12 protein-coding genes are annotated in these 18,429 nt (G+C 67.6%); 4 read left to right on the top strand and 8 right to left on the bottom strand.

The window, feature by feature from the left end:
• Window positions 1–191: 191 nt before the first annotated feature.
• From QLQ86_RS00345 to QLQ86_RS00320, 6 genes are all read right to left on the bottom strand, one after another.
• Complete coding sequence (locus QLQ86_RS00345) at window positions 192–1,541, bottom strand: NarK family nitrate/nitrite MFS transporter (protein WP_282815581.1); 1,350 nt, start codon at window positions 1,539–1,541, stop codon at window positions 192–194.
• A gap of 241 nt (window positions 1,542–1,782) precedes the next feature.
• Window positions 1,783–2,154: a nitrite reductase small subunit NirD gene (gene nirD / locus QLQ86_RS00340; protein ID WP_282733987.1), complete on the bottom strand. Its 372-nt coding sequence runs from the start codon at window positions 2,152–2,154 to the stop codon at window positions 1,783–1,785.
• Window positions 2,155–2,199: 45 nt separating this feature from the next.
• A complete protein-coding gene (gene nirB, locus QLQ86_RS00335) occupies window positions 2,200–4,710 on the bottom strand; it encodes a nitrite reductase large subunit NirB (protein ID WP_282815580.1) in 2,511 nt (836 codons plus the stop codon).
• Window positions 4,707–6,041 carry an NAD(P)/FAD-dependent oxidoreductase gene (locus QLQ86_RS00330; protein WP_282815579.1) on the bottom strand — a complete coding sequence of 445 codons (1,335 nt, stop codon included), beginning with the start codon at window positions 6,039–6,041 and terminating at the stop codon, window positions 4,707–4,709. Before QLQ86_RS00330 ends, nirB begins: the two co-directional genes overlap by 4 nt.
• Before the next feature lie 236 nt (window positions 6,042–6,277).
• Window positions 6,278–7,306 carry a CmpA/NrtA family ABC transporter substrate-binding protein gene (locus QLQ86_RS00325; RefSeq protein ID WP_282815578.1) on the bottom strand — a complete coding sequence of 343 codons (1,029 nt, stop codon included), beginning with the start codon at window positions 7,304–7,306 and terminating at the stop codon, window positions 6,278–6,280.
• Window positions 7,307–7,317: 11 nt separating this feature from the next.
• Window positions 7,318–7,917, bottom strand: coding sequence for an ANTAR domain-containing response regulator (locus QLQ86_RS00320; RefSeq protein WP_282733991.1), 600 nt, complete (start codon window positions 7,915–7,917; stop codon window positions 7,318–7,320).
• 408 nt (window positions 7,918–8,325) lie between these two features.
• Between QLQ86_RS00320 and QLQ86_RS00315 the strand changes: the two genes are divergently transcribed.
• Together QLQ86_RS00315 and cobA are read left to right on the top strand one after the other, a co-directional pair.
• Entirely contained in the window at window positions 8,326–11,055 is a 2,730-nt protein-coding gene (locus tag QLQ86_RS00315; RefSeq protein ID WP_282815577.1) for a nitrate reductase, read from the top strand.
• Window positions 11,012–11,956, top strand: a complete 945-nt coding sequence (gene cobA, locus QLQ86_RS00310; RefSeq protein WP_282815576.1) for a uroporphyrinogen-III C-methyltransferase — start codon at window positions 11,012–11,014, stop codon at window positions 11,954–11,956. Before QLQ86_RS00315 ends, cobA begins: the two co-directional genes overlap by 44 nt.
• A gap of 20 nt (window positions 11,957–11,976) precedes the next feature.
• On the opposite strand, the gene QLQ86_RS00305 is transcribed toward cobA, so the two are convergent.
• Both QLQ86_RS00305 and QLQ86_RS00300 read right to left on the bottom strand, forming a co-directional pair.
• Complete coding sequence (locus tag QLQ86_RS00305) at window positions 11,977–13,863, bottom strand: sensor domain-containing diguanylate cyclase (protein ID WP_282733994.1); 1,887 nt, start codon at window positions 13,861–13,863, stop codon at window positions 11,977–11,979.
• Between the two features lie 539 nt (window positions 13,864–14,402).
• Window positions 14,403–15,830 carry a sigma-54 interaction domain-containing protein gene (locus tag QLQ86_RS00300; RefSeq protein WP_282815575.1) on the bottom strand — a complete coding sequence of 476 codons (1,428 nt, stop codon included), beginning with the start codon at window positions 15,828–15,830 and terminating at the stop codon, window positions 14,403–14,405.
• Window positions 15,831–16,017: 187 nt separating this feature from the next.
• Here QLQ86_RS00300 and speB point away from each other — a divergent pair, with 187 nt between their 5' ends.
• Together speB and QLQ86_RS00290 are read left to right on the top strand one after the other, a co-directional pair.
• A complete protein-coding gene (gene speB / locus QLQ86_RS00295) occupies window positions 16,018–16,968 on the top strand; it encodes an agmatinase (RefSeq protein WP_282815574.1) in 951 nt (316 codons plus the stop codon).
• Between the two features lie 65 nt (window positions 16,969–17,033).
• The gene (locus tag QLQ86_RS00290) at window positions 17,034–18,419 is read left to right on the top strand and encodes a YjiH family protein (RefSeq protein WP_282815573.1); all 1,386 of its coding nucleotides are present in this window, start codon (window positions 17,034–17,036) and stop codon (window positions 18,417–18,419) included.
• The last annotated feature ends 10 nt before the right edge of the window (window positions 18,420–18,429 follow it).

The following is an 18,429-nucleotide window of genomic DNA, read 5'->3' as shown; positions in this document are numbered from 1 at the left end:
TGTCATTTCGTATCGGGTGCCGGTTAATCAATCACCCTGGACCCGAAACGTAAGGGCCTTTCACTTCCAGGCTGTTCCCGAGTCCCCTTCGTTAACGGCTTCAATCATCCGCTGGGTCATGCATGGCGTACCAACGCAACACCACCGCCCGGCGGGCGGTGGTGTTGATCACACAGGCAGACACGGCAGGGTCAACGCAGCGACAGGGCGCCACCTCCGAGATTGTCCTCTGCCTCGCGGTAGGCGGTGGCCTCCTGGGCCTCGACCTCCGGCGAGAAGCGCACCAGCAGGGTACAGAGGGCGGCGATGATCACGGCCACGCCCAGGTAGAAGAGCCCCTGCTGGTAGCTGAGCGACTCGGAGCGGAACAGGAAGCCGGCGGCCACCGCACCGGCGTTGCCGCCGGCACCGACGATCCCGGCCACGGCGCCCAGCGCCCGCTTGTTGATGAAGGGCACCACGCCGAAGGTGGCCCCTTCCGCCATCTGCACGAAGAGACTGAACACCAGCATGATGCCGATGGCGACTGCCAGCACATGCATCTGCGAGAAGAACATGAGGGCGATACCCTCGCAGAGCATGGCGATGAACAGCCAGCGAACACGCCCCTTCAGGCCGGCCTGCCGGGCGAAGAGGTCCGAGAAGATGCCGCCCAGGGTGCGGGCGAAGAGGTTCATCAGGCCGAAGAGGCCGGCGATCATGCCGGCGGTGGCCAGGGTCAGGTCGAAGTTGTCGAAGAAATAGATGGCAGCGATGTTGTGGATGGTCAGCTCGACTCCGAAGCAGGCGGCATAGACCACGAACAGGGCCCAGACCCGGATGTCCCTGGCAGCGGCCAGGAAGGTCTGGCCGGCACTGCTCTCGCCGCTGGCCGCCGGCAGCTCGCCGCGAGCACGCAGCTCATCGAAGTTGCCGTCGGGGGCATCCTGGGTGAAGCGATAGTAGGCGATGCCGGTGAGGAACAGCACCACGCCCGGGACCACCATGGCCAGCCGCCAGCCGAAGGCCTCGTTGACGCCCAGCATCAGCAGGCCCGAGAAGATGAGCGGCATGAGGATCTGGGTGGTCCCGCCGCCGAGGTTGCCCCAGCCTGCCGAGGTGGCGTTGGCGGTGCCCACCACGTTGGGCGCGAACATGATCGAGGTGTGGTACTGGGTGATCACGAAGGAGGCGCCGATGGCACCGATCGCCAGGCGGGCGAGCAGGAAGGTCTCGAAGCTGTTGGCGAAGCCGATGGCCATCACCGGCAGGGCGCCGAGGCAGAGCAGCCAGGTATAGGCCTTGCGCGGCCCGATGCGGTCGCAGAGCACGCCGATCAGCAGCCTGACCACGATGGTGATGGCCACCGAGGCGATGATGGTGTTGCCGATCTGGGTCTTGGTCAGGTCGAGATCGTCACGAACCACCGCCATGAGCGGGGCGATGCCGAACCAGCCGAAGAAGCAGAGGTGGAAGGCGAACCACGAGAAGTGGAAGGCTCGCATCTGTGGCGTCTTGAGGGTGAACAGGCGAATCCTGTTGGCCTTGTTGCGGATCTCCATGGGAGTACCTCGTCGAGTGATGATCGAACACGCGATGTTGGGCCTTCACCGTTGAAGGTCGGGTCTGACGCACTCGTACTCCGGGGAGCCTGGTCCACGCCTGCCTTGCCGTTGATGAGTAACGCTCGGTATCTGTCTGGGAAGTGGGTTGTTGATCAGTGCCTTGATGGGGCGGCCACCGACGCTTGCGCATGACGCAGCTCCTTAAGGCGACAAGGGTTTGGCCTTGCATGCCCTGCCTTCATGCTTCGATCCACACCTCAGCGCCCTTGAAGCTCACCGCCCAGGTGCGCAGGCGTAGGCCGGGATTCTCCAGGCATTGGCCGTCCGCCAGCCGGTAGTGGTGCTTGTAGAGCGGCGAGGCCACGACCGGCTGGCCCTTCAGGTCGCCGACGATCCCCCGGGCGTTGACGTTGGCGCCCGCCATGGGGTCGTGGTGGTCGAGGGCGTAGAGTTCGGGATCCTTGCCGGGGAGGTAGAAGAGGGCCACCTGGGCGGGCCCCTCGTCGGTCTCCACCCAGGCGGCGACGCCGGAGAAGGGCACCAGGTCGGCGCGGTGGCAGAGGGTTTGCCAGGTCTGGGTCATGGTCTTGGTCGCGGTAGCCGTATTCATGAGTGCTTCCTTGGAGTCAGCGAGAAATCGACGAGAGATGACGCGTCAAGCAGGGCGCAGCTGGCCGCGCTCTTCGGTCACTATGATGTCCGGGTCCGGGCGACTGTCGTTGACGAAGCTGCGGAAGCGCTTGATCTTCTCCGGGTCGTCGATGGCATTGGCCCACTCGCACTGGTAGGTGTCGATGACGCTCTGCATCTGGCGCTCCAGCGCCTCGCCTATCCCCAGGCGGTCGTCGATGACCACCTCCTTGAGGTAGTCCAGGCCGCCTTCCAGGTTCTCGCGCCACACCGAGGTGCGCTGCAGGCGGTCGGCGGTGCGCACGTAGAACATCAGGAAGCGGTCGATGAGCTGGACCAGCCGCTCGTCGTCGAGGTCGGTGGCGAAGAGCTCGGCATGGCGTGGGCGCATCCCGCCGTTGCCGCAGACGTAGAGGTTCCAGCCGTGCTCGGTGGCGATGACGCCGATGTCCTTGCCCTGGGCCTCGGCGCACTCCCGGGTGCAGCCGGAGACGCCGAACTTGAGCTTGTGGGGCGAGCGCAGGCCCTTGTAGCGATGCTCGAGCCGGATCGCCATGCCCACGCTGTCCTGCACGCCATAGCGACACCAGGTGCTGCCCACGCAGGACTTCACCGTGCGCAGCGACTTGGCGTAGGCGTGGCCGGTCTCGAAGCCGGCGTCGAGCAGTTCGCTCCAGATCTCCGGGAGATCCTCCAAGCGGGCGCCGAACAGGTCGATGCGCTGTCCGCCGGTGACCTTGGTGTAGAGGTCGTACTTCTGCGCCACCTTGCCCAGCACCACCAGCTTGTCCGGGGTGATCTCGCCGCCGGGCACCCTGGGCACCACCGAGTAGGTGCCGTTCTTCTGCATGTTGGCCATGAAGGTGTCGTTGGTGTCCTGCAGCGGGATATGGGCGGCATCGGTGATCGGCTCGTTGAAGCAGGAGGCCAGTATCGAGGCCACCGCCGGCTTGCAGATATCGCAGCCCAGGCGATGGGTCGCCGGGTTGCCGTGCGCCGCCATCAGCTCGCCGAAGGTCTTGATGCCTTCCACGCGGACGATGTCGAAGAGCTCCTGGCGGGTATGGGCGAAGTGCTCGCAGATCGAGCGGTCGACCGCCACGCCGCGTCGCTCCAGTTCGTGCTCCACGACGCTCTTGAGCAGGGCCGTGCAGCCCCCGCAGCCGGTGCTGGCCTTCGTCTCGCCCTTGATCGCGGCGAGATCCCCGGCCCCGCCATCGATGCTGGCGCAGATATCGCCCTTGGTGACGTTGTGGCAGGAACAGAGGGTGGCCGTCTCGGGCAGGGCATCCGGTCCCAGCGTCGGGGCACCTTCGCTGCTGGGCAGGATCAGCGAGGCCGGGTCCTCGGGAAGGTCAAGGCCGTTGCTGTAGTACTGCAGCAGGGTGTCGTACACGCTGTTGTCGCCCACCAGCATGGCGCCGACCAGGCGCCTGCCGTCGCCGGAGACCACCAGCTTGCGGTACTGCTGCTTGAGCTGGTCGAGGTAGCGGAACACCCGGGCTCCAGGCGTCCGGTCGCCGTGGGCGTCGCCGATCGCCCCCACGTCGACACCCAGCAGCTTGAGCTTGGTGCTCATGTCGGCACCGCGGAAGCTCTCGCCCTCGCTGCCGAGCAGGGTGTCGGCGGCCACCTTGGCCATCTGGTAGCCGGGGGCGACCAGGCCGAAGATGCTGTTGTTCCAGAGCGCCACCTCGCCGATGGCCAGGATCGCCGGGTCGCTGGTCAGGCAGCGGTCGTCGATCACCACGCCGCCGCGCTCGCCCATCTCCAGGGCGCTGTCCCGGGCCAGTTCGTCACGCGGGCGGATGCCGGCGGAAAAGACGATCAGGTCGGCCTCCAGCACCTTGTCGTCCTGGAAGACCATGCGGTGGCCGGCGTCCAGTCCATCCTCGATGCGCTGGGTGGCCCGGTCGGTGTGGACCTGCACGCCCAGGGCCTCGATCTTCTCGCGCAGCAGCTCGCCCCCTTCGCCGTCGACCTGCATGGGCATCAGGCGCGGCGCGAACTCCACCACGGCGGTCTCCAGGTTCAGGCCGCGCAGGGCATTGGCCGCCTCCAGCCCCAGCAGGCCGCCGCCCACCACCACCCCGGTCGAGGCGCGCTCGGCGGCGGCGCGTATGGCATCCAGGTCGTCCAGGGTGCGGTAGACCAGGCAGCCCGGACGATCGCTGCCGGGCATCGGCGGCACGAAGGGATAGGAGCCGGTGGCCAGCACCAGGCGGTCGTAGGGGGTGCGGCCCTGGGCGGTCACCACGTCCCCGGCGTCGCGGTCGATGGCGGTCACGGCCTCCGAGAGGCGCAGCTCGATGCCGTTGGCGGCATACCAGTCGACGTCGGAGAGGGCCAGGTCGTCGGCATCGCGTCCGGTGAAGTACTCCGAGAGATGGACCCGGTCGTAGGCGCGATGACGTTCCTCGCCGAAGACGGTGATGGAGTAGCGCGACGTGGCACCGCGCTCGATGAGCTGCTCGACCAGGTGGTGGCCGACCATGCCGTTTCCGATGATGATCAGGTGTTGCTTGGGTGTGTTCATGCGGCCTCCTTGACGGGGCGGTCCTGGGTGTCGAAATCGGTGTCGAGGTCGTGGGCATCGAGCAGGGCGTCGGCATCGGCCGCACCGAGCAGCAGGGCCCGGCGACAGGGGCCGAGGTCGCGGCCCGCCTGTGCCTGGCCGAACAGCCAGGGGCCCATGGCGGTGTCGCCGTAGAGGATGGCGCCCTCGAGTCGGCCGTCGCGCAGCAGCAGTCGGCGGTAGTCGCCCTGCACGGGGTCGTGGTAGGCGAGCACCTCGTGGCCGGCGTCAGGATCGATGGGGCCGAAGGCAAACAGCGAGATGCCGCCGATCTTGAGCCTGGTGGCGCTGGGCCTTTCCTCGTAGCGGGCCCCCTCGGCGGGATTGGCCCCCAGCTGCTCGGCGAGCACCTCGACCTGGCGCCAGATCGGCTCCACCAGCCCGTAGGTGGTGCCCTCGAACTGGCAGCACTCGCCCAGGGCGTGGATCGCCGAGTCGCTGGTGGTGAGATGGCCATCCACCTCGATGGCGCGCTGCGTGGCGAGGCCAGCCTCACGGCCCAACTCGGCGTTGGGGGTTATGCCGGTGGCGATCACCACGCCGTCGGCGGCCAGACGCTTTCCGTCGGCGAGGCGCACTCCGGTTACCCGGCCGTGGTGGTCGCCCTCGATCGCTGCCAGCTGTGCGCCGGTGTGGATGGCCAGGCCGCGACGAGTGAGCTCGGCCTCCAGCAGGCCGGCGGCGGTGGCATCGAGCTGGCGATTCATGAGCTGCGCGGAGCGCTGCAGCACGCTGACCGCCAGGCTGCCCGTGCCCTGGCGGCACGCGGCCTCTCCGCGTTTGCGCAGTCCCTCCGCGGCTTCCAGGCCGAGCAGCCCCCCGCCGATCACCACGACCCGGCCGCCACGCTCGGCGACGCCTGCCAGGGCCTCGGCGTCGTCGAGGTCACGGAAGCCGTGGACGCCCGACAGCTCGATGCCGGGCACCGCCGGCATGGCCGGGCGCGAGCCGGTGGCCAGCACCAGACGCTGGTAATCGAGGGCACGACCGGCATCGGTGGTCAGCCGGCGCGCCGTGCGATCGATGGACGTGACCCGTTCGCCGAGCACCAGCTCGATGCCCTGCTCGGCGTACCACTCGGCCTTGCGCAGGATGAGGGCCTCGCGCTCCATCTCGCCGGCCAGCCAGGGCGAGAGCAGGATGCGGTTGTAGGCGGCGGTGGCCTCGTCGCCGACTACGGTGATCCGTGCCGGGCGGTCCGGTCGCTTGAGCAGGGCTTCGACCAGCCGGTGGCCGGCCATGCCGTTGCCGATGATCACCAGGTGTTCGGTCTCGGGCGGGGCTGGGTACATGATCAGGCACCTCCGGTGCGACAAAAAAAGAAGACGCCTCGGTGCTGCCCCGGCATCGGGGAGCACTGAGACGTCTTCGTCCAGGAGGGGCAATCACCGTTGATCGCCGCTATGACTCAAGGAGTAACAAGAACCCGGCCAGAAGGCCGGGTTCGTAATATTACTCTTTGTATTTCAACAAGATGGCGGTTTCTGCGTGAGGGGTGAGATCACCGCGCGCGGGCCCTGGCTGCACATCACTGGTGCAGGGCGGCATCGAAATGCACGGCGGCGTGGCACTCGTGCAGGGTGCGGACATCGAGCGAACGCCCCCTGTCGTGCAGGTGGCTGTGCAACGCCTCGGCGATCCGGCCCATGGCCTCGACGTCGGGGCGCAGGAGGTCGCCACCGTAGAGGCGCTGGCGAATGGGGCCCTTCCCCTCGGGCAGGCTGCCGAGATGGCTGACCGAGCGATCCAGGTAAGGCGGCAGCGCCAGCCAGTCTCGGGCCTGGCGACGGTGGTCTGGGGTCTCGGCGAGCCAGTCGCCGGCGTTTTTCAGCGCGCGCAGCAGGGCGCCGAGCGTGGCCGGGTAGCGTCGTGCCCAGGAGCGGGTCACGCCCAATACCTTCTCGGGGTGGTCGGGCCACAGCTGGGCGCCGCTGGCCACCAGCCGGCCGACCCCCTCGTGCTCGGCGAGGCTGCCCCAGGGTTCGCCGACGCAGAAACCGTCGATCTGCCCCTCGCGCAGGGCGGCAACCATGCGCGGCGGTGGCAGGGCGATCAGGTCGACGTCACGATCGGCGGCGAGCCCGCCCAGGGCCAGCCAATCGCGCAGCAGGAAATGCTGGCAGGAGAAGGGGTAGACCATGGCCAGGCGGGGCCGCGCCACGTGGGGATGGCGGGCCAGCCACTCGCCCAGGGCGCGGGCGCTGCCCGCCGGGTCGTCGCCCAGTGCCGCACCGCTCTGCTCACACAGCCGCGAGGAGAGCACGAGGGTGTTGCCGTTATGGCTGAGGGTGGCGGGTGCCAGGGTGTCGCAGGGGGCGCGTTCCATGCCCAGGCTCATGGCGAGCGGCAGGGGCGCGAGCATGTGAGCGCCGTCGAGCAGGCCGGCCGCGACCTTGTCGCGCAGCGTCGACCAGGCGTTCTCCCGTGACAGCGTGACCTCCAGGCCCTGCTCGGTGAAGAAGCCCTGCTCCCGGGCCACGATCAGCAGAACCGCATCGACCAGCGGGATGAAGCCGAGCGTCAGATGCTCGAGTTCCGGTGTCGTGGCAGACGACATGGTGGTGTCCCTCATGACAATGACCCCTTGTCCAGGTGCTCCAGGATATCGATGACGCTGTCGGCCACCTTGGCGATGCGCTGGCCACGGTCCATGGCGATCTTGCGCAGCATACGGTAGGCCTGCTCCTCGTCGCAGTCCTGGTGCTTCATCAAGAGTCCCTTGGCGCGCTCGATGCGCTTGCGGTCGCTGAGCTGGTTGCGCACCTTGTCGAGCTCCTGGCGCATCGATTGAAAGGCGTCGAAGCGGGCGATGGCGACCTCGATGATCGCCTTGACCCGGCCGGGGACCAGGCCGTCGACCACGTAGGCGCTGACCCCGGACTCGAGCGCCGCCTGCATGGTCTCGGGGTCGTGCTGGTCGGCGAAGAACACCACTGGACGGGGGTTCTCGCGGTTGAGTATCGCCATGCTGTCGAGGGTGTCGCGGTCGGGCGATTCCATATCGATGATCACCACGTCGGGTTGGTGACGGGCGACCATCTCGTTGAGGCTGGCCGGGCCTTGGAGCCGACAGGCCACTTCGTGACCTTCCTGGGCCAGGGCCTCCTCGACCATGGCGGCGCGCACGAGTTCGTCGTCGACCAGCAGGATCTTCAGGGGTGGGGGCATGGTGACATCGCTCGTCGTTTGGCGTCTGACCCACCTGCAAGCAAGATGCATTCCAGATTCGCCTTTTGCCGGCGGGGGAGCCGCCCTGGCGGTGCGGCGACACCCCGGGGCGTCTCATGCTGCACTGCAGTGGTGCGGGCACTTGCCCGGGTGCGTCGCGACTGGTGCAGGCGGGGCGCCAATGACGCGCTGCGAGCGTCCCGCCGGGCAGGGCAACCGATCAAGATGACGAGGGTTTTCGTGGCCTGGCACATGGCTTGCTTGGGGTAAAAGCAACAACCGGGGGTGGCCAGGTGGTCATCCCCGCGGCAGACGGCAACGACGCCCACCTGCGCCTTCCCTTCCGGGACGACGCGGTGGGCGTCTTCGTTTGGCCGCCCATTCCCGGCTAGCCTCGAGGAGGTCGACATGCAACAGGCCCGAACCACCTGCCCCTACTGTGGCGTCGGCTGTGGCGTTCTGGCCCAGGTGGACGACGAGCAGATGATCCACGTGGAGGGCGATGCCCAGCACCCGGCCAACTACGGGCGCCTGTGCGTCAAGGGCACTGCACTGCACGAGACGCTGGGAGATCACGGCCGGCTGACCCGGCCTCGGGTCGACGGCGCAGAGGTCGACTGGGACACCGCGCTGGACAGCGTGGCCACTCGCCTGGCGGCCATCCGCGAGACGCAGGGGGCGGAAGCGATCGGTGCCTATCTCTCCGGACAGCTGCTCACCGAGGACTACTACGTCGCCAACAAGCTGTTCAAGGGCTTCGTCGGCACGCCGCATCTCGACACCAACTCGCGGCTGTGCATGGCCTCGGCGGTGACCGCCCACAAGCGCGCCTTCGGCGCCGACGCCGTGCCGTGCTGCTACGAGGACCTGGAAGAGGCCGAACTGGTGGTGCTGGTGGGGTCCAACCTGGCCTGGAACCACCCGGTGCTCTACCAGCGCCTCAAGGCCGCCAAGACCCGCAACCCGCTGCTGCGCGTGGTGGTGATCGACCCCCGCGTCACCGATAGCTGCGAGATCGCCGACCTCTACCTGGGCCTGGCGCCGGGCAGCGACGGCCGGCTGTTCACTGGCCTGCTGGCCCGCATGGCCGACACCGGCAGGCTCGACCGGGTCTATCTCGACCGCCACGCCGCCGGCCTCGAGGAGGCGCTGGCCGCGGCGCGTGAGGAGGACACCACGGTGGAGGGAATCGCCGCCGACTGTGACCTCGACCCGGAACGGCTGGAGACCTTCTACTACTGGTTCACCACCCAGCTGCATGTGGTGACGCTCTTCTCCCAGGGCATCAACCAGTCCTCCAGCGGCACCGACAAGGGCAACGCCATCATCAACTGCCACCTGGCGGGCGGCAAGATCGGCCTGCCCGGCGCCGGTCCCTTCTCGATCACCGGCCAGCCCAACGCCATGGGGGGGCGCGAGGTGGGCGGGCTGGCCAACCAGCTCGCCGCCCATATGGACTACGACACGCCCGGCGCCATCGACCGTGTCACGCGATTCTGGACCACGCCGGGACTGGTGCCGAGCCTGCCCGAGGAGCCCGGCCACAAGGCGCTGGCGCTCTTCGAGGCGGTCGAGCGTGGCGAGGTGCAGGCGGTGTGGATCATGGGCACCAACCCGGCGGTGAGCCTGCCCGATAGCAACCGCGTGCGCCGCGCCCTCGAGCGCTGCCCGCTGGTGATCGTCTCCGAATGCGCGGCCGCCACCGACCTGCTGCCCTATGCCGATATCGTGCTGCCGGCCTCCGGCTGGTCCGAGAAGGATGGCACCGTGACCAACTCCGAACGCTGCATCTCGCGCCAGCGCGGCCTCCTGCCGCCGCCGGGAGAGGCACGCCACGACTGGTGGATACTGGTCGAGGTGGCCAGGCGGCTGGGGTTCGGCGAGGCCTTTGCCTACGCCCATCCCGCCGAGATCTTCGACGAGCACGCGCAGCTCTCGGGCTTTGAAAACGATGGGAGCCGGCTGTTCGATATCTCCACCCTGGCCGGCCTCGACCGTGCCGCCTATGACGCCCTGGCCCCCATCCAGTGGCCGGTGACGGCCGACGCCCCCCATGGCACCGCCCGGCTGTTCGAGGAGGGTCGCTTCGCCACCCCGGATGGGCGAGCCAGGCTGGTGCCGGTGCGGCCCCGCGGCCCCGCCCAGGCACTCAGCGAGGCGCGACCGCTGCGCCTCAACACCGGGCGGGTGCGCGACCAGTGGCACACCATGACGCGCACCGGCCGGGCCCCGCGGCTGATGAACCACCGCGCCGAGCCCTTCATCGAGGTGCACCCGGACGATGCCGCCTCCTATGGCATCGCGGACCAGCAGCTGGCGCGGCTCGTCGGCGCCGGCGGCGACTATCTCGGCCGGGTACGCCTCTCCCGGGCCCAGCGCCGCGGCGAGCTCTTCGTGCCCATCCACTGGACCGACCAGTTCAGCGGCCGGGCGCGCATGGGCGCCCTGCTCGAGGGACACGCCGACCCGCTGTCGGGCCAGCCGGAATCCAAGCACGGCGCTGTGGCCCTCGCCCCCCTGGCCTGTGAGTGGGAGGCGACCCTGGTGGTCGCCGATGACCTGGCCGTCGAGCCGGCCTGGTGCGGCGAGGTCGACTACTGGGCGCGCATCCCCCTGGCCCGGGCGCAGCGCTGGCAGCTGGCCGGCGCCGAGGCGGGGGACTGGCTGGCCTGGGCCGCCCGGCGGCTGGGGGTGGCGGCGTCGCTGTGGTGTGACGACCCGGCCCAGGGCCGACTGCGGGCGGCGGGCCTCCAGGCGGGGCGTCTGCGCTGGTGGCTGATGGTGGGGCCGCCGGCCGAGCTGCCCGGCCTGGCCTGGCTCGATGCGCGCTTTACCGAGGCGGCGAGCGGCGAGGCGCTGTCCACCGGGCAGAGGCGTCGGCTGCTGGCCGGCTGCGATGACGGGGCCGGCGACAGCGGGCCATTGGTCTGCAGCTGTCATCAGGTGGGGCAGGGGACCATCGTCGCCGCCATCCGCGAGGGGGAGACCAGCGTCGAGGCGCTGGGCGCCCGTCTCGCCTGCGGCACCCAGTGCGGCAGCTGCATTCCCGAACTCAAGTCCCTGATCGAAGAACGTGCCGAAGAGGAGGGGAGCCATGCGCGCGTCAAGCCGCAACCCGACGCCATCGATGTCGCTTGAGCCGGCAACCAGGGCGTGCATGCCGCTGGCGCGTCTCGCCCAGGGGACTGGCCGCCGGCTCGCCGAGCGGTTCGGCAGCGCTGCGCGTCGCGTGGACGGGCCGCGGGAAGGCGATTGCCCTAGCGGAACCGTCTATCTGGTGGGCGCCGGCAGCGGGGCGGCCGACCTGTTGACGCTGCGCGCCGCCCGGCTGCTGGGCCAGGCCGATGCCGTGGTCTACGACCGCCTGGTCGGGGATGAGGTGCTGGCACTGATTCCCGCCGGACGGGAGCGCCACGACGTGGGCAAGGCCCGCGGCCACCATAGCGTCCCCCAGGCCGAGATCGGCGAGCTATTGGTCAGGCTGGCACGTCAGGGCAAGTCGGTGGTGCGCCTCAAGGGCGGGGACCCCGGCGTGTTCGGGCGCATGGGGGAGGAACTCGCCGCCCTGGGTGAGGCCGGCGTCTCGGCCGAGATCGTGCCCGGCATCACCGCCGCCTCGGCGGCCTGTGCCGCCATGGGCATCCCGCTCACCGATCGCGCCCATGCCCAGCAGTTGCGTTTCGTCACGGCCCAGCACTGCCGGGAAGACGGCGAGCCCGACTGGGCCTCGCTGGCCTGCCGGGACGAGACCCTGGTGTTCTATATGGGACTTAGCAAGGTGTCGGCGATCTGTGAGGGGCTGCGTGGGGCGGGACTTCCCGACGACTGGCCGGTGATGCTGGTGGCCAATGCCAGCCTGGCCGACCAGCGCTTTCTGATCGGTGAGCTCGCCGACATGCCGGCCAGGCTTGCCGCCGAACCGCTGCCCTCGCCCTGCCTGATCGTGGTGGGCAGCGTGGTGCGGATGGTGGCCTCCACACCAGCAGGACATTCAGGGCAGCGTGACAGGTCGTCAAGGCACGAGACAGTAGGCAGTTGATGCATGCCTGGCCGGGCGGATCATGCGCTGAGTACGTCATTGCGGCCTCGCGCCTTGGCTTCATAGCTTGCCGCATCGGCGCGGTTGACCACGTCATCGATGGCCTGGTCCGCCCGCTGGAAGTCGCTGACGCCGATGCTGACCGTCACCCGCCAGGTTCGGCCGTGCTGTTCCAGGCCAAGGTCCATGATTCGCGCCCGCAGCGATTCGGCGATATGCATGGCCCGGGTCAGCTCGCAGCCCGGCAGCAGCATGGCGAACTCATCGCCGCCCTGGCGAGCGGCATGGTCACTGCTGCGGGTCTCCGCGCCCATCGCGGCGGCTACCTGCTGGAGCATCGCGTCGCCCAGGGCGTGACCGCCCTCGTCGTTGATGCGCTTGAAATGGTCCAGGTCGAACAGCAGCACGGCCGAGGGGGTACCGACCTTCTGCCACTCGGTGAAGGCCTCCTCCAGCCGGCGCTCGAAGCCGCGGCGGTTGAGCAGCCCGGTCAGCGGATCATGCTCCGCTTCCCAGCGGCGCAGGGCATCCTCGTGCTGGCGCTGGGTGATATCGCGCACTGCCCCCACCAGGCCGATGAACTCGCCGTCCACGCTAATCGCGTTGGTGTGCACGTCCAGCCAGATCGGCTCCTCGTTCTCGCCGCAGTAGCGGAATTGGCGATCGAAATCCTGATGGTGGTGGAGGCAGGCCTGCCAGGCCTCTACCACCGGGGCGCGGTCCTCCTCGTGAATGTGCCGGGCCCAGGTCGCAAGTCGGATCGGCGGTGTGATGCCCAGCAACCGCTTCAACGCCTGGTTGACGAAGGTCAGCTGGCCAAGGGTGTCGGTGACGAACATGCCCTGGGGCGAGGCGGCGAGGATGCCCTTCAGGAGGGCCCGGCGCTGCTGCAGGTCTTCCAGCGTTTCCAGCCGTTGCTGCTCCACCTCGTTGAAGACATCGATGACACGGCGAAGCTCCGTCATCCGGGTGGGAATCTCCAGCACGCGTCTGCGCCCGAGGCTCAGTTCCTTGATCTGCTTTGCCAGACGCGTCAGCGGTCGCAGGGCCAGCCAGATCAGCGCGCCCATCATCGGCAGCAGCAGGCCCAGGGCCCACCAGGCCTGGCGGGTGATGCGTTCCATCACGTTGGTCAGCGGGGCATACACCTGGTCGAGGGGCAGGTAGACACCCACCACCCAGTCGGCGGGCCAGATCTGCCGATAGGCCTTGAGAGCCTCGCCGCCCTGGCGTAGCTCCCCGCGAGCCTCGCCCTCCCAGCCCAGCAGGGCATGCTCGAGGCGGGGATCGCCCTCCGCCTCGGTGATGTCCGTCATGTCATGGCGTTGCTCGGGGTGGTAGAGCAGCCGGCCCGATGCCGTGGCCACCACCACATGGCCGGCCTCGCCGAGTCGCAGCCGATCGAATCCCTCGAACAACTCGCTGCCGTCGACTTCCACCAGCCCGCCCAGAAAGCCGGCGTAGCGTCCTTGCGCGTCTCGACGCGGCACCAGCATCATGACCATCGGCTGGCCGGAGAGCGCACCGATGAAGGGCTCGCTGACATGGGGGCGCTGCACGGCTTGCATGAAACGTGCGTAGGCCCGGTCGTTGACGTCCTTGCCGGCCCGGCCCGGCACTCTGGGCCAGTCATCGACGACCGCGTTCTCGGCATCCACGACCACCAGGCCATCGAACAGGGTGAGCAGGGCCTCATGGCGTCCCGTTGCCAGGGTGCCTGGTGAGGCCTCGGGCAGCGTGCCGGCCAGGCGTTCGAGTGCCTCGAGGCGCTGGTCGACCTGGTGGGTAATGGCATTGCGGATGAGGTCGGCCTCATAGCGCAGGTGGACCCGGTTGGTCTCCTCGACCAGCAGGGTGCCGGACTGCCAGCCGAAGCTCAGCAGGAGCAGCGACAGCAGGAACCACACCACCGCGACGCCCAGCAGCAGGCGGCCGCGCAGAGAGAGGAGATGTCGCCGCAGGGCGGCTGTCAGAGGCTTGACGATCTTCAGGCTTATACCGCTAATGTTTTTGTCGCCATCTCTGTAATGACGAGGCCATACGTTTGTATTAGCGAGCATGATGCCAGCCCAGGAGGCAGGCTCCAATACCCGTTGCCTTTCGCCGTCGTTCCTTCCGGCTCTCAACGCTTCAGGTCATCCAGGAGCCGGGTGATATCCAGCAGCGTCTCGCCCTGACCCAGGAATAGAGGCACGGCAGGCGGGGCTTGTCAGTGGACGGGCGATGTTTGCGTGAGGCGCATTCGCTGGCCACCTGCAGGCCGGTGGCCACCTGCAGGCCGGTGGCCACCCGGTTCACCCGCTGTCTGCCCGAGCAGGGTCACGACGAAGTGGTGCAGATGCCGCCGCCACTGGCAGGAGTCCTCCGCCTCCAGGCACTCGAGGGTAGGTAGCCTTTGCCAGCAGGCCGGGCGGCTCATCCCGGGCGGTGCGTGTCAAACGCCTCATCATCGTGTGATGCTCAATCCGTGTTGCTTGAGTTTCCTCACGACACTGGGCTGGCTGATGCTTAGCCGTTCGGCGATGGCATATGTCGAGGAGAGCGTCATGCAGAGCTCAGCCAGGATGCCGTGCTCGAAGCGGTTTAAGGCGTCCTTCAGGCCCTCTTCCTCGCGCAAGGGGGATGGCCGAGCCGGTTCCGCGCGGTCTTCAACGGGCGCGGCTTCCTGTTGCCTTGCTGCAAGGAGTCCGGGCGAGGCTGATCCCTTGGCATCGATGACATCATCGCTGGACAGCCAGGCCCGCTCCAGCCAGTTCTCCAGCTCCCGCACGTTGCCAGGCCAGTCCTGGCTCATCAACGACTGCCAGCTGCTGCGAGCGAGAAGTTTCTCCTTGCCATAGCGGCGATTGAGCCGCTTCAGCTGGCGCTCTACCAGACCGGGAATATCCTCGCGGCGCTCACGCAGTGGCGGGAGGGTGACCGGAATAACGTTCAGCCGGTAGTAAAGGTCCAGGCGAAACGACCCTTCTTCCACCCGTCGGCTGAGGTCCTGGTTGGTGGCGACCACCAGGCGGAAGTCGACGCGGCGGGACTGGTTGTCGCCCAGACGAGAAATGCGCCCATCCTGGATGGCCTTCAACAGCTTCGTCTGCACCCCCAGGGGGAGCTCGCCGATCTCGTCGAGAAAGAGGGTGCCGCCCGCGGCCTGCTCGATCAGCCCGATGCGTCCGCCGGGAGCGGCCCCGCTGAAGGCCCCGGCACGGTAGCCGAACATCTCCGCCTCGAACAGGCTTTCGGGTATGGCGGCGCAGTTGACGTCGACGAAGGGGCCATCGCAGCGCGAGCCCCAGCGGTGCAGCTGGCGGGCAAAGGCCGTCTTGCCGACGCCGGACTCACCGAGCATCATCACGGTCGCGTCCGTGGGAGCCACCCGGCGTAGCAGCAGTGCCACCTCCCGCATCAGCGGGCTTTTCACCTCCAGTTCATCGAGCACTTCCTCCAGCGCTGTCTCATCACCCTCCAGTGCCTGGCTGCGCTTCAGGTGGTCGCTGAAGCGCTTTTGGAGCAGCGCGTATTCCTGCTGCAGCAGCTGAAGGTCGGTGAGGTCCATGGAGCGGCTGACCACGGCGACCAGCTTCCCGTCTTCGAAGACCGGATGGGCCTGAGCAATCACCCGGCGTCCGGTACCGGTACGCTGAACAAGTTGTGCCGGTTGACCAGTGCGGATCACTTCCATGCTGATCGACGGGTTCAACACCCCGTCGGCTTCGAGCCGCTGCACGGTGCTGGCCCGGAGCTCTTCGCAGGAGATGCCGTAGACCGCGGCGGCACTGGGGCTCACATAGCGCACCTTCCCGTCGGCATCGACCACGAAGAAGTGGTCATGTGCGGTGTCGACGATGGTTCTGAGGATGAGGGTATCGATGGTGCCCATATGCCCGGCCTTTGATTCATGAATGCATCAATGATTCATTATTGCATCATTGTCGGGCCGGAAGTGATCCACTTTTGAATCAAGATCCCCCTATAGGCCCCAAAACGGGTTTGGCATGGTTCCTGCAAAACAGCATGCAGAGCGCTTGGCGCTTTCATCACTGACCAGGAAACCAGAGGACGTCCGCATGAGTGAGTTCAATCAGCCCCTGGGTGGTAACGAGATGCCGCGATTTGGCGGGCCTGCCACCATGATGCGCCTGCCGACCCAGCAGAGCGCCGAGGGCCTGGATGCCGCCTTCATCGGTATTCCGATGGACATCGGCACCTCCAACCGCCCGGGTACCCGCCTGGGCCCTCGCCAGATTCGTGATGAGTCGCGGATGCTGCGTCCCTACAACATGGCGACTCGGGCGGCACCCTTCGATAGCCTCCAGGTCGCGGATATCGGCGATGTGCCGATCAACACCTTCAACCTCCCCAAGAACCTGGACATCATCTCCGGCTTCTATGACCGGGTGCTGGCCCACGGCTGTGCCCCTCTGACGCTGGGTGGCGATCACACCCTGACCTGGCCGGTGCTGCGCGCCATCGCGAAGAAGCACGGCCCGGTCGGCCTGATCCACGTCGATGCCCATGCCGACATCAACGACCAGATGTTCGGCGAGGAGGTGGCCCATGGCTGCCCGTTCCGCCGCGCCCAGGAAGAGGGCCTGCTGGATAGCCAGCGTGTGATCCAGATCGGCCTGCGGGGTACCGGCTATGCCGCGGAAGACTTCGACTGGTGCCGCGAGCAGGGCTTTCGGGTCGTGCAGGCCGAGGAGTGCTGGTACAGGTCGCTCGCGCCGCTGATGGCAGAGGTGCGAGAGCAGATGGGCGATGGGCCGGTCTACATCTCCTTCGATATCGATGCCCTCGATCCCTCCGTCGCGCCGGGTACCGGCACCGTCGAGATGGGCGGCCTGACCGCTCAGCAGGGGCTGGAGATCGTGCGCGGCGCGGCGGGGCTCAACGTGGTGGGTGGCGACCTGGTCGAGGTGGCACCGCCCTATGACCCGAGCGGCAATACCGCCCTGATGGGCGCCACGCTCCTGTACGAGATGCTCTGTGTGCTGCCGGGCGTCAAGCGCCGCGATTGAAGCCTCCGGCCTGGGGTCAGGCCGACTATAGATTCAGACAATGACAACTTAAGCTGAGGTACTCCATGTCATCCTCTCTCGACAGCTCCGATAACATTGCACTCGAGGGTGCCCCACTGTCCCGGCACGGGCTGATCAAGTTCCTGGTGCCATCGCTGATCGGCGTGCTGCTGTTCCTGGTGCCCTTCTCGGTGGGCGATACCATCAACATCGGCATGGGGTTCGCCGCCGATGGGCTCAAGGCCCTGCTGGGCGGCGCCCTGCCTGCCATTGCCACGGTGGTTCTATGCCTGTCCGTGGTACTGACGCTGGTGGTCAAGTTCACCCAGCCAGGCTGGGCGCGAGAGGGCATGCTCAGGGAACTGTTCGACGTGGCGCCGCTATGGGTCGCGATGCGGGCGCTGGGTGCGCTCTTCGCCTTGATGACCTACTTTCAGGCCGGCCCCGAGTTCGTTACCGCCTCCTTCACCGGTGGCGTGATGCTCAACGACCTGGCGCCGGTACTGCTGACCTTCTTCTTCTTTGCCGCCATCCTGCTGCCATTCCTGGTCGACTTCGGGTTCATGGAGTTCATCGGCAGCCTGCTACGCACCCCCTTCCGGTGGATCTTCGGGCTGCCGGGACGCAGTGCCATCGATGCCACCGCCTCCTGGATGGGGTCGGGGACCGTGGGGGTGCTGATCACCACTCAGCAGTACGAGAAGGGCTTCTATAACTGTCGCGAGGCGGCGGCCATCGCCACCAACTTCTCCATCGTCTCCATTGCCTTCGCGATTCTGGTGACCAGCTTCATCGGCATCAATCACCTCTTTGTCCCCTTTTACCTGACGGTGGTCGTCGCCGGCCTGGTGGCGGCCGTGATCGTGCCTCGCCTGCCGCCGCTGTCGCGCAAGCCCAATACCTACTATGAGCCGGTCGGCTGTCAGCTGCAGGAGGAGCGCACTGGCGACCAGGGGCTGTTGCGCTATAGCCTGGGCATGGCCGTGGCCCGCGCGGAGAAGGCCCCCGGCCCTCGGCAACTGGTGCGCATCGCCCTGTTCAACGTCGCCGATATCTTCTTTGGCCTGCTGCCGCTGGTCATCGCCATCGGCACCGTGGCGCTGATCCTGGCCGAGTTCACGCCGCTGTTCACCTGGGTGTCGATGCCCATGGTGCCAGTACTGGAGTGGATGGGCCTGCCGGAGGCCGAGGCCGCGGCCCCTGCCACCCTGGTGGGCTTCGCCGACATGTTCCTGCCGGCGGTGCTGGGCAGCAACATCGAAAGCGAGCTGACGCGTTTCGTGATCGCCTGCCTGTCGCTGACCCAGCTGGTCTATATGTCGGAGATCGGCGCGCTTCTGCTGAAGTCCAAGATCCCGCTGAAGCTCTGGGAGCTACTGGCGATCTTCCTGATCCGCACCGCCATCACCCTGCCGATCATCGTCGTCATGGCCCACTGGCTGGTGGGATGAGGGGCCTCCA

The organism is Halomonas rhizosphaerae (assembly GCF_030012485.1).
Taxonomy (GTDB): domain Bacteria; phylum Pseudomonadota; class Gammaproteobacteria; order Pseudomonadales; family Halomonadaceae; genus Halomonas; species Halomonas rhizosphaerae.
This window is presented reverse-complemented; position numbering and strand designations above follow the sequence as displayed.

What these genes read in the sequence shown, in the direction of transcription:
- QLQ86_RS00345 (WP_282815581.1), bottom strand. Translation starts at nt 1,541, where the DNA reads ATGGAGATCCGCAACAAGGCCAACAGGATTCGCCTGTTCACCCTCAAG.
- nirD (WP_282733987.1), bottom strand. Translation starts at nt 2,154, where the DNA reads ATGAATACGGCTACCGCGACCAAGACCATGACCCAGACCTGGCAAACC.
- nirB (WP_282815580.1), bottom strand. Translation starts at nt 4,710, where the DNA reads ATGAACACACCCAAGCAACACCTGATCATCATCGGAAACGGCATGGTC.
- QLQ86_RS00330 (WP_282815579.1), bottom strand. Translation starts at nt 6,041, where the DNA reads ATGTACCCAGCCCCGCCCGAGACCGAACACCTGGTGATCATCGGCAAC.
- QLQ86_RS00325 (WP_282815578.1), bottom strand. Translation starts at nt 7,306, where the DNA reads ATGTCGTCTGCCACGACACCGGAACTCGAGCATCTGACGCTCGGCTTC.
- QLQ86_RS00320 (WP_282733991.1), bottom strand. Translation starts at nt 7,917, where the DNA reads ATGCCCCCACCCCTGAAGATCCTGCTGGTCGACGACGAACTCGTGCGC.
- QLQ86_RS00315 (WP_282815577.1), top strand. Translation starts at nt 8,326, where the DNA reads ATGCAACAGGCCCGAACCACCTGCCCCTACTGTGGCGTCGGCTGTGGC.
- cobA (WP_282815576.1), top strand. Translation starts at nt 11,012, where the DNA reads ATGCGCGCGTCAAGCCGCAACCCGACGCCATCGATGTCGCTTGAGCCG.
- QLQ86_RS00300 (WP_282815575.1), bottom strand. Translation starts at nt 15,830, where the DNA reads ATGGGCACCATCGATACCCTCATCCTCAGAACCATCGTCGACACCGCA.
- speB (WP_282815574.1), top strand. Translation starts at nt 16,018, where the DNA reads ATGAGTGAGTTCAATCAGCCCCTGGGTGGTAACGAGATGCCGCGATTT.
- QLQ86_RS00290 (WP_282815573.1), top strand. Translation starts at nt 17,034, where the DNA reads ATGTCATCCTCTCTCGACAGCTCCGATAACATTGCACTCGAGGGTGCC.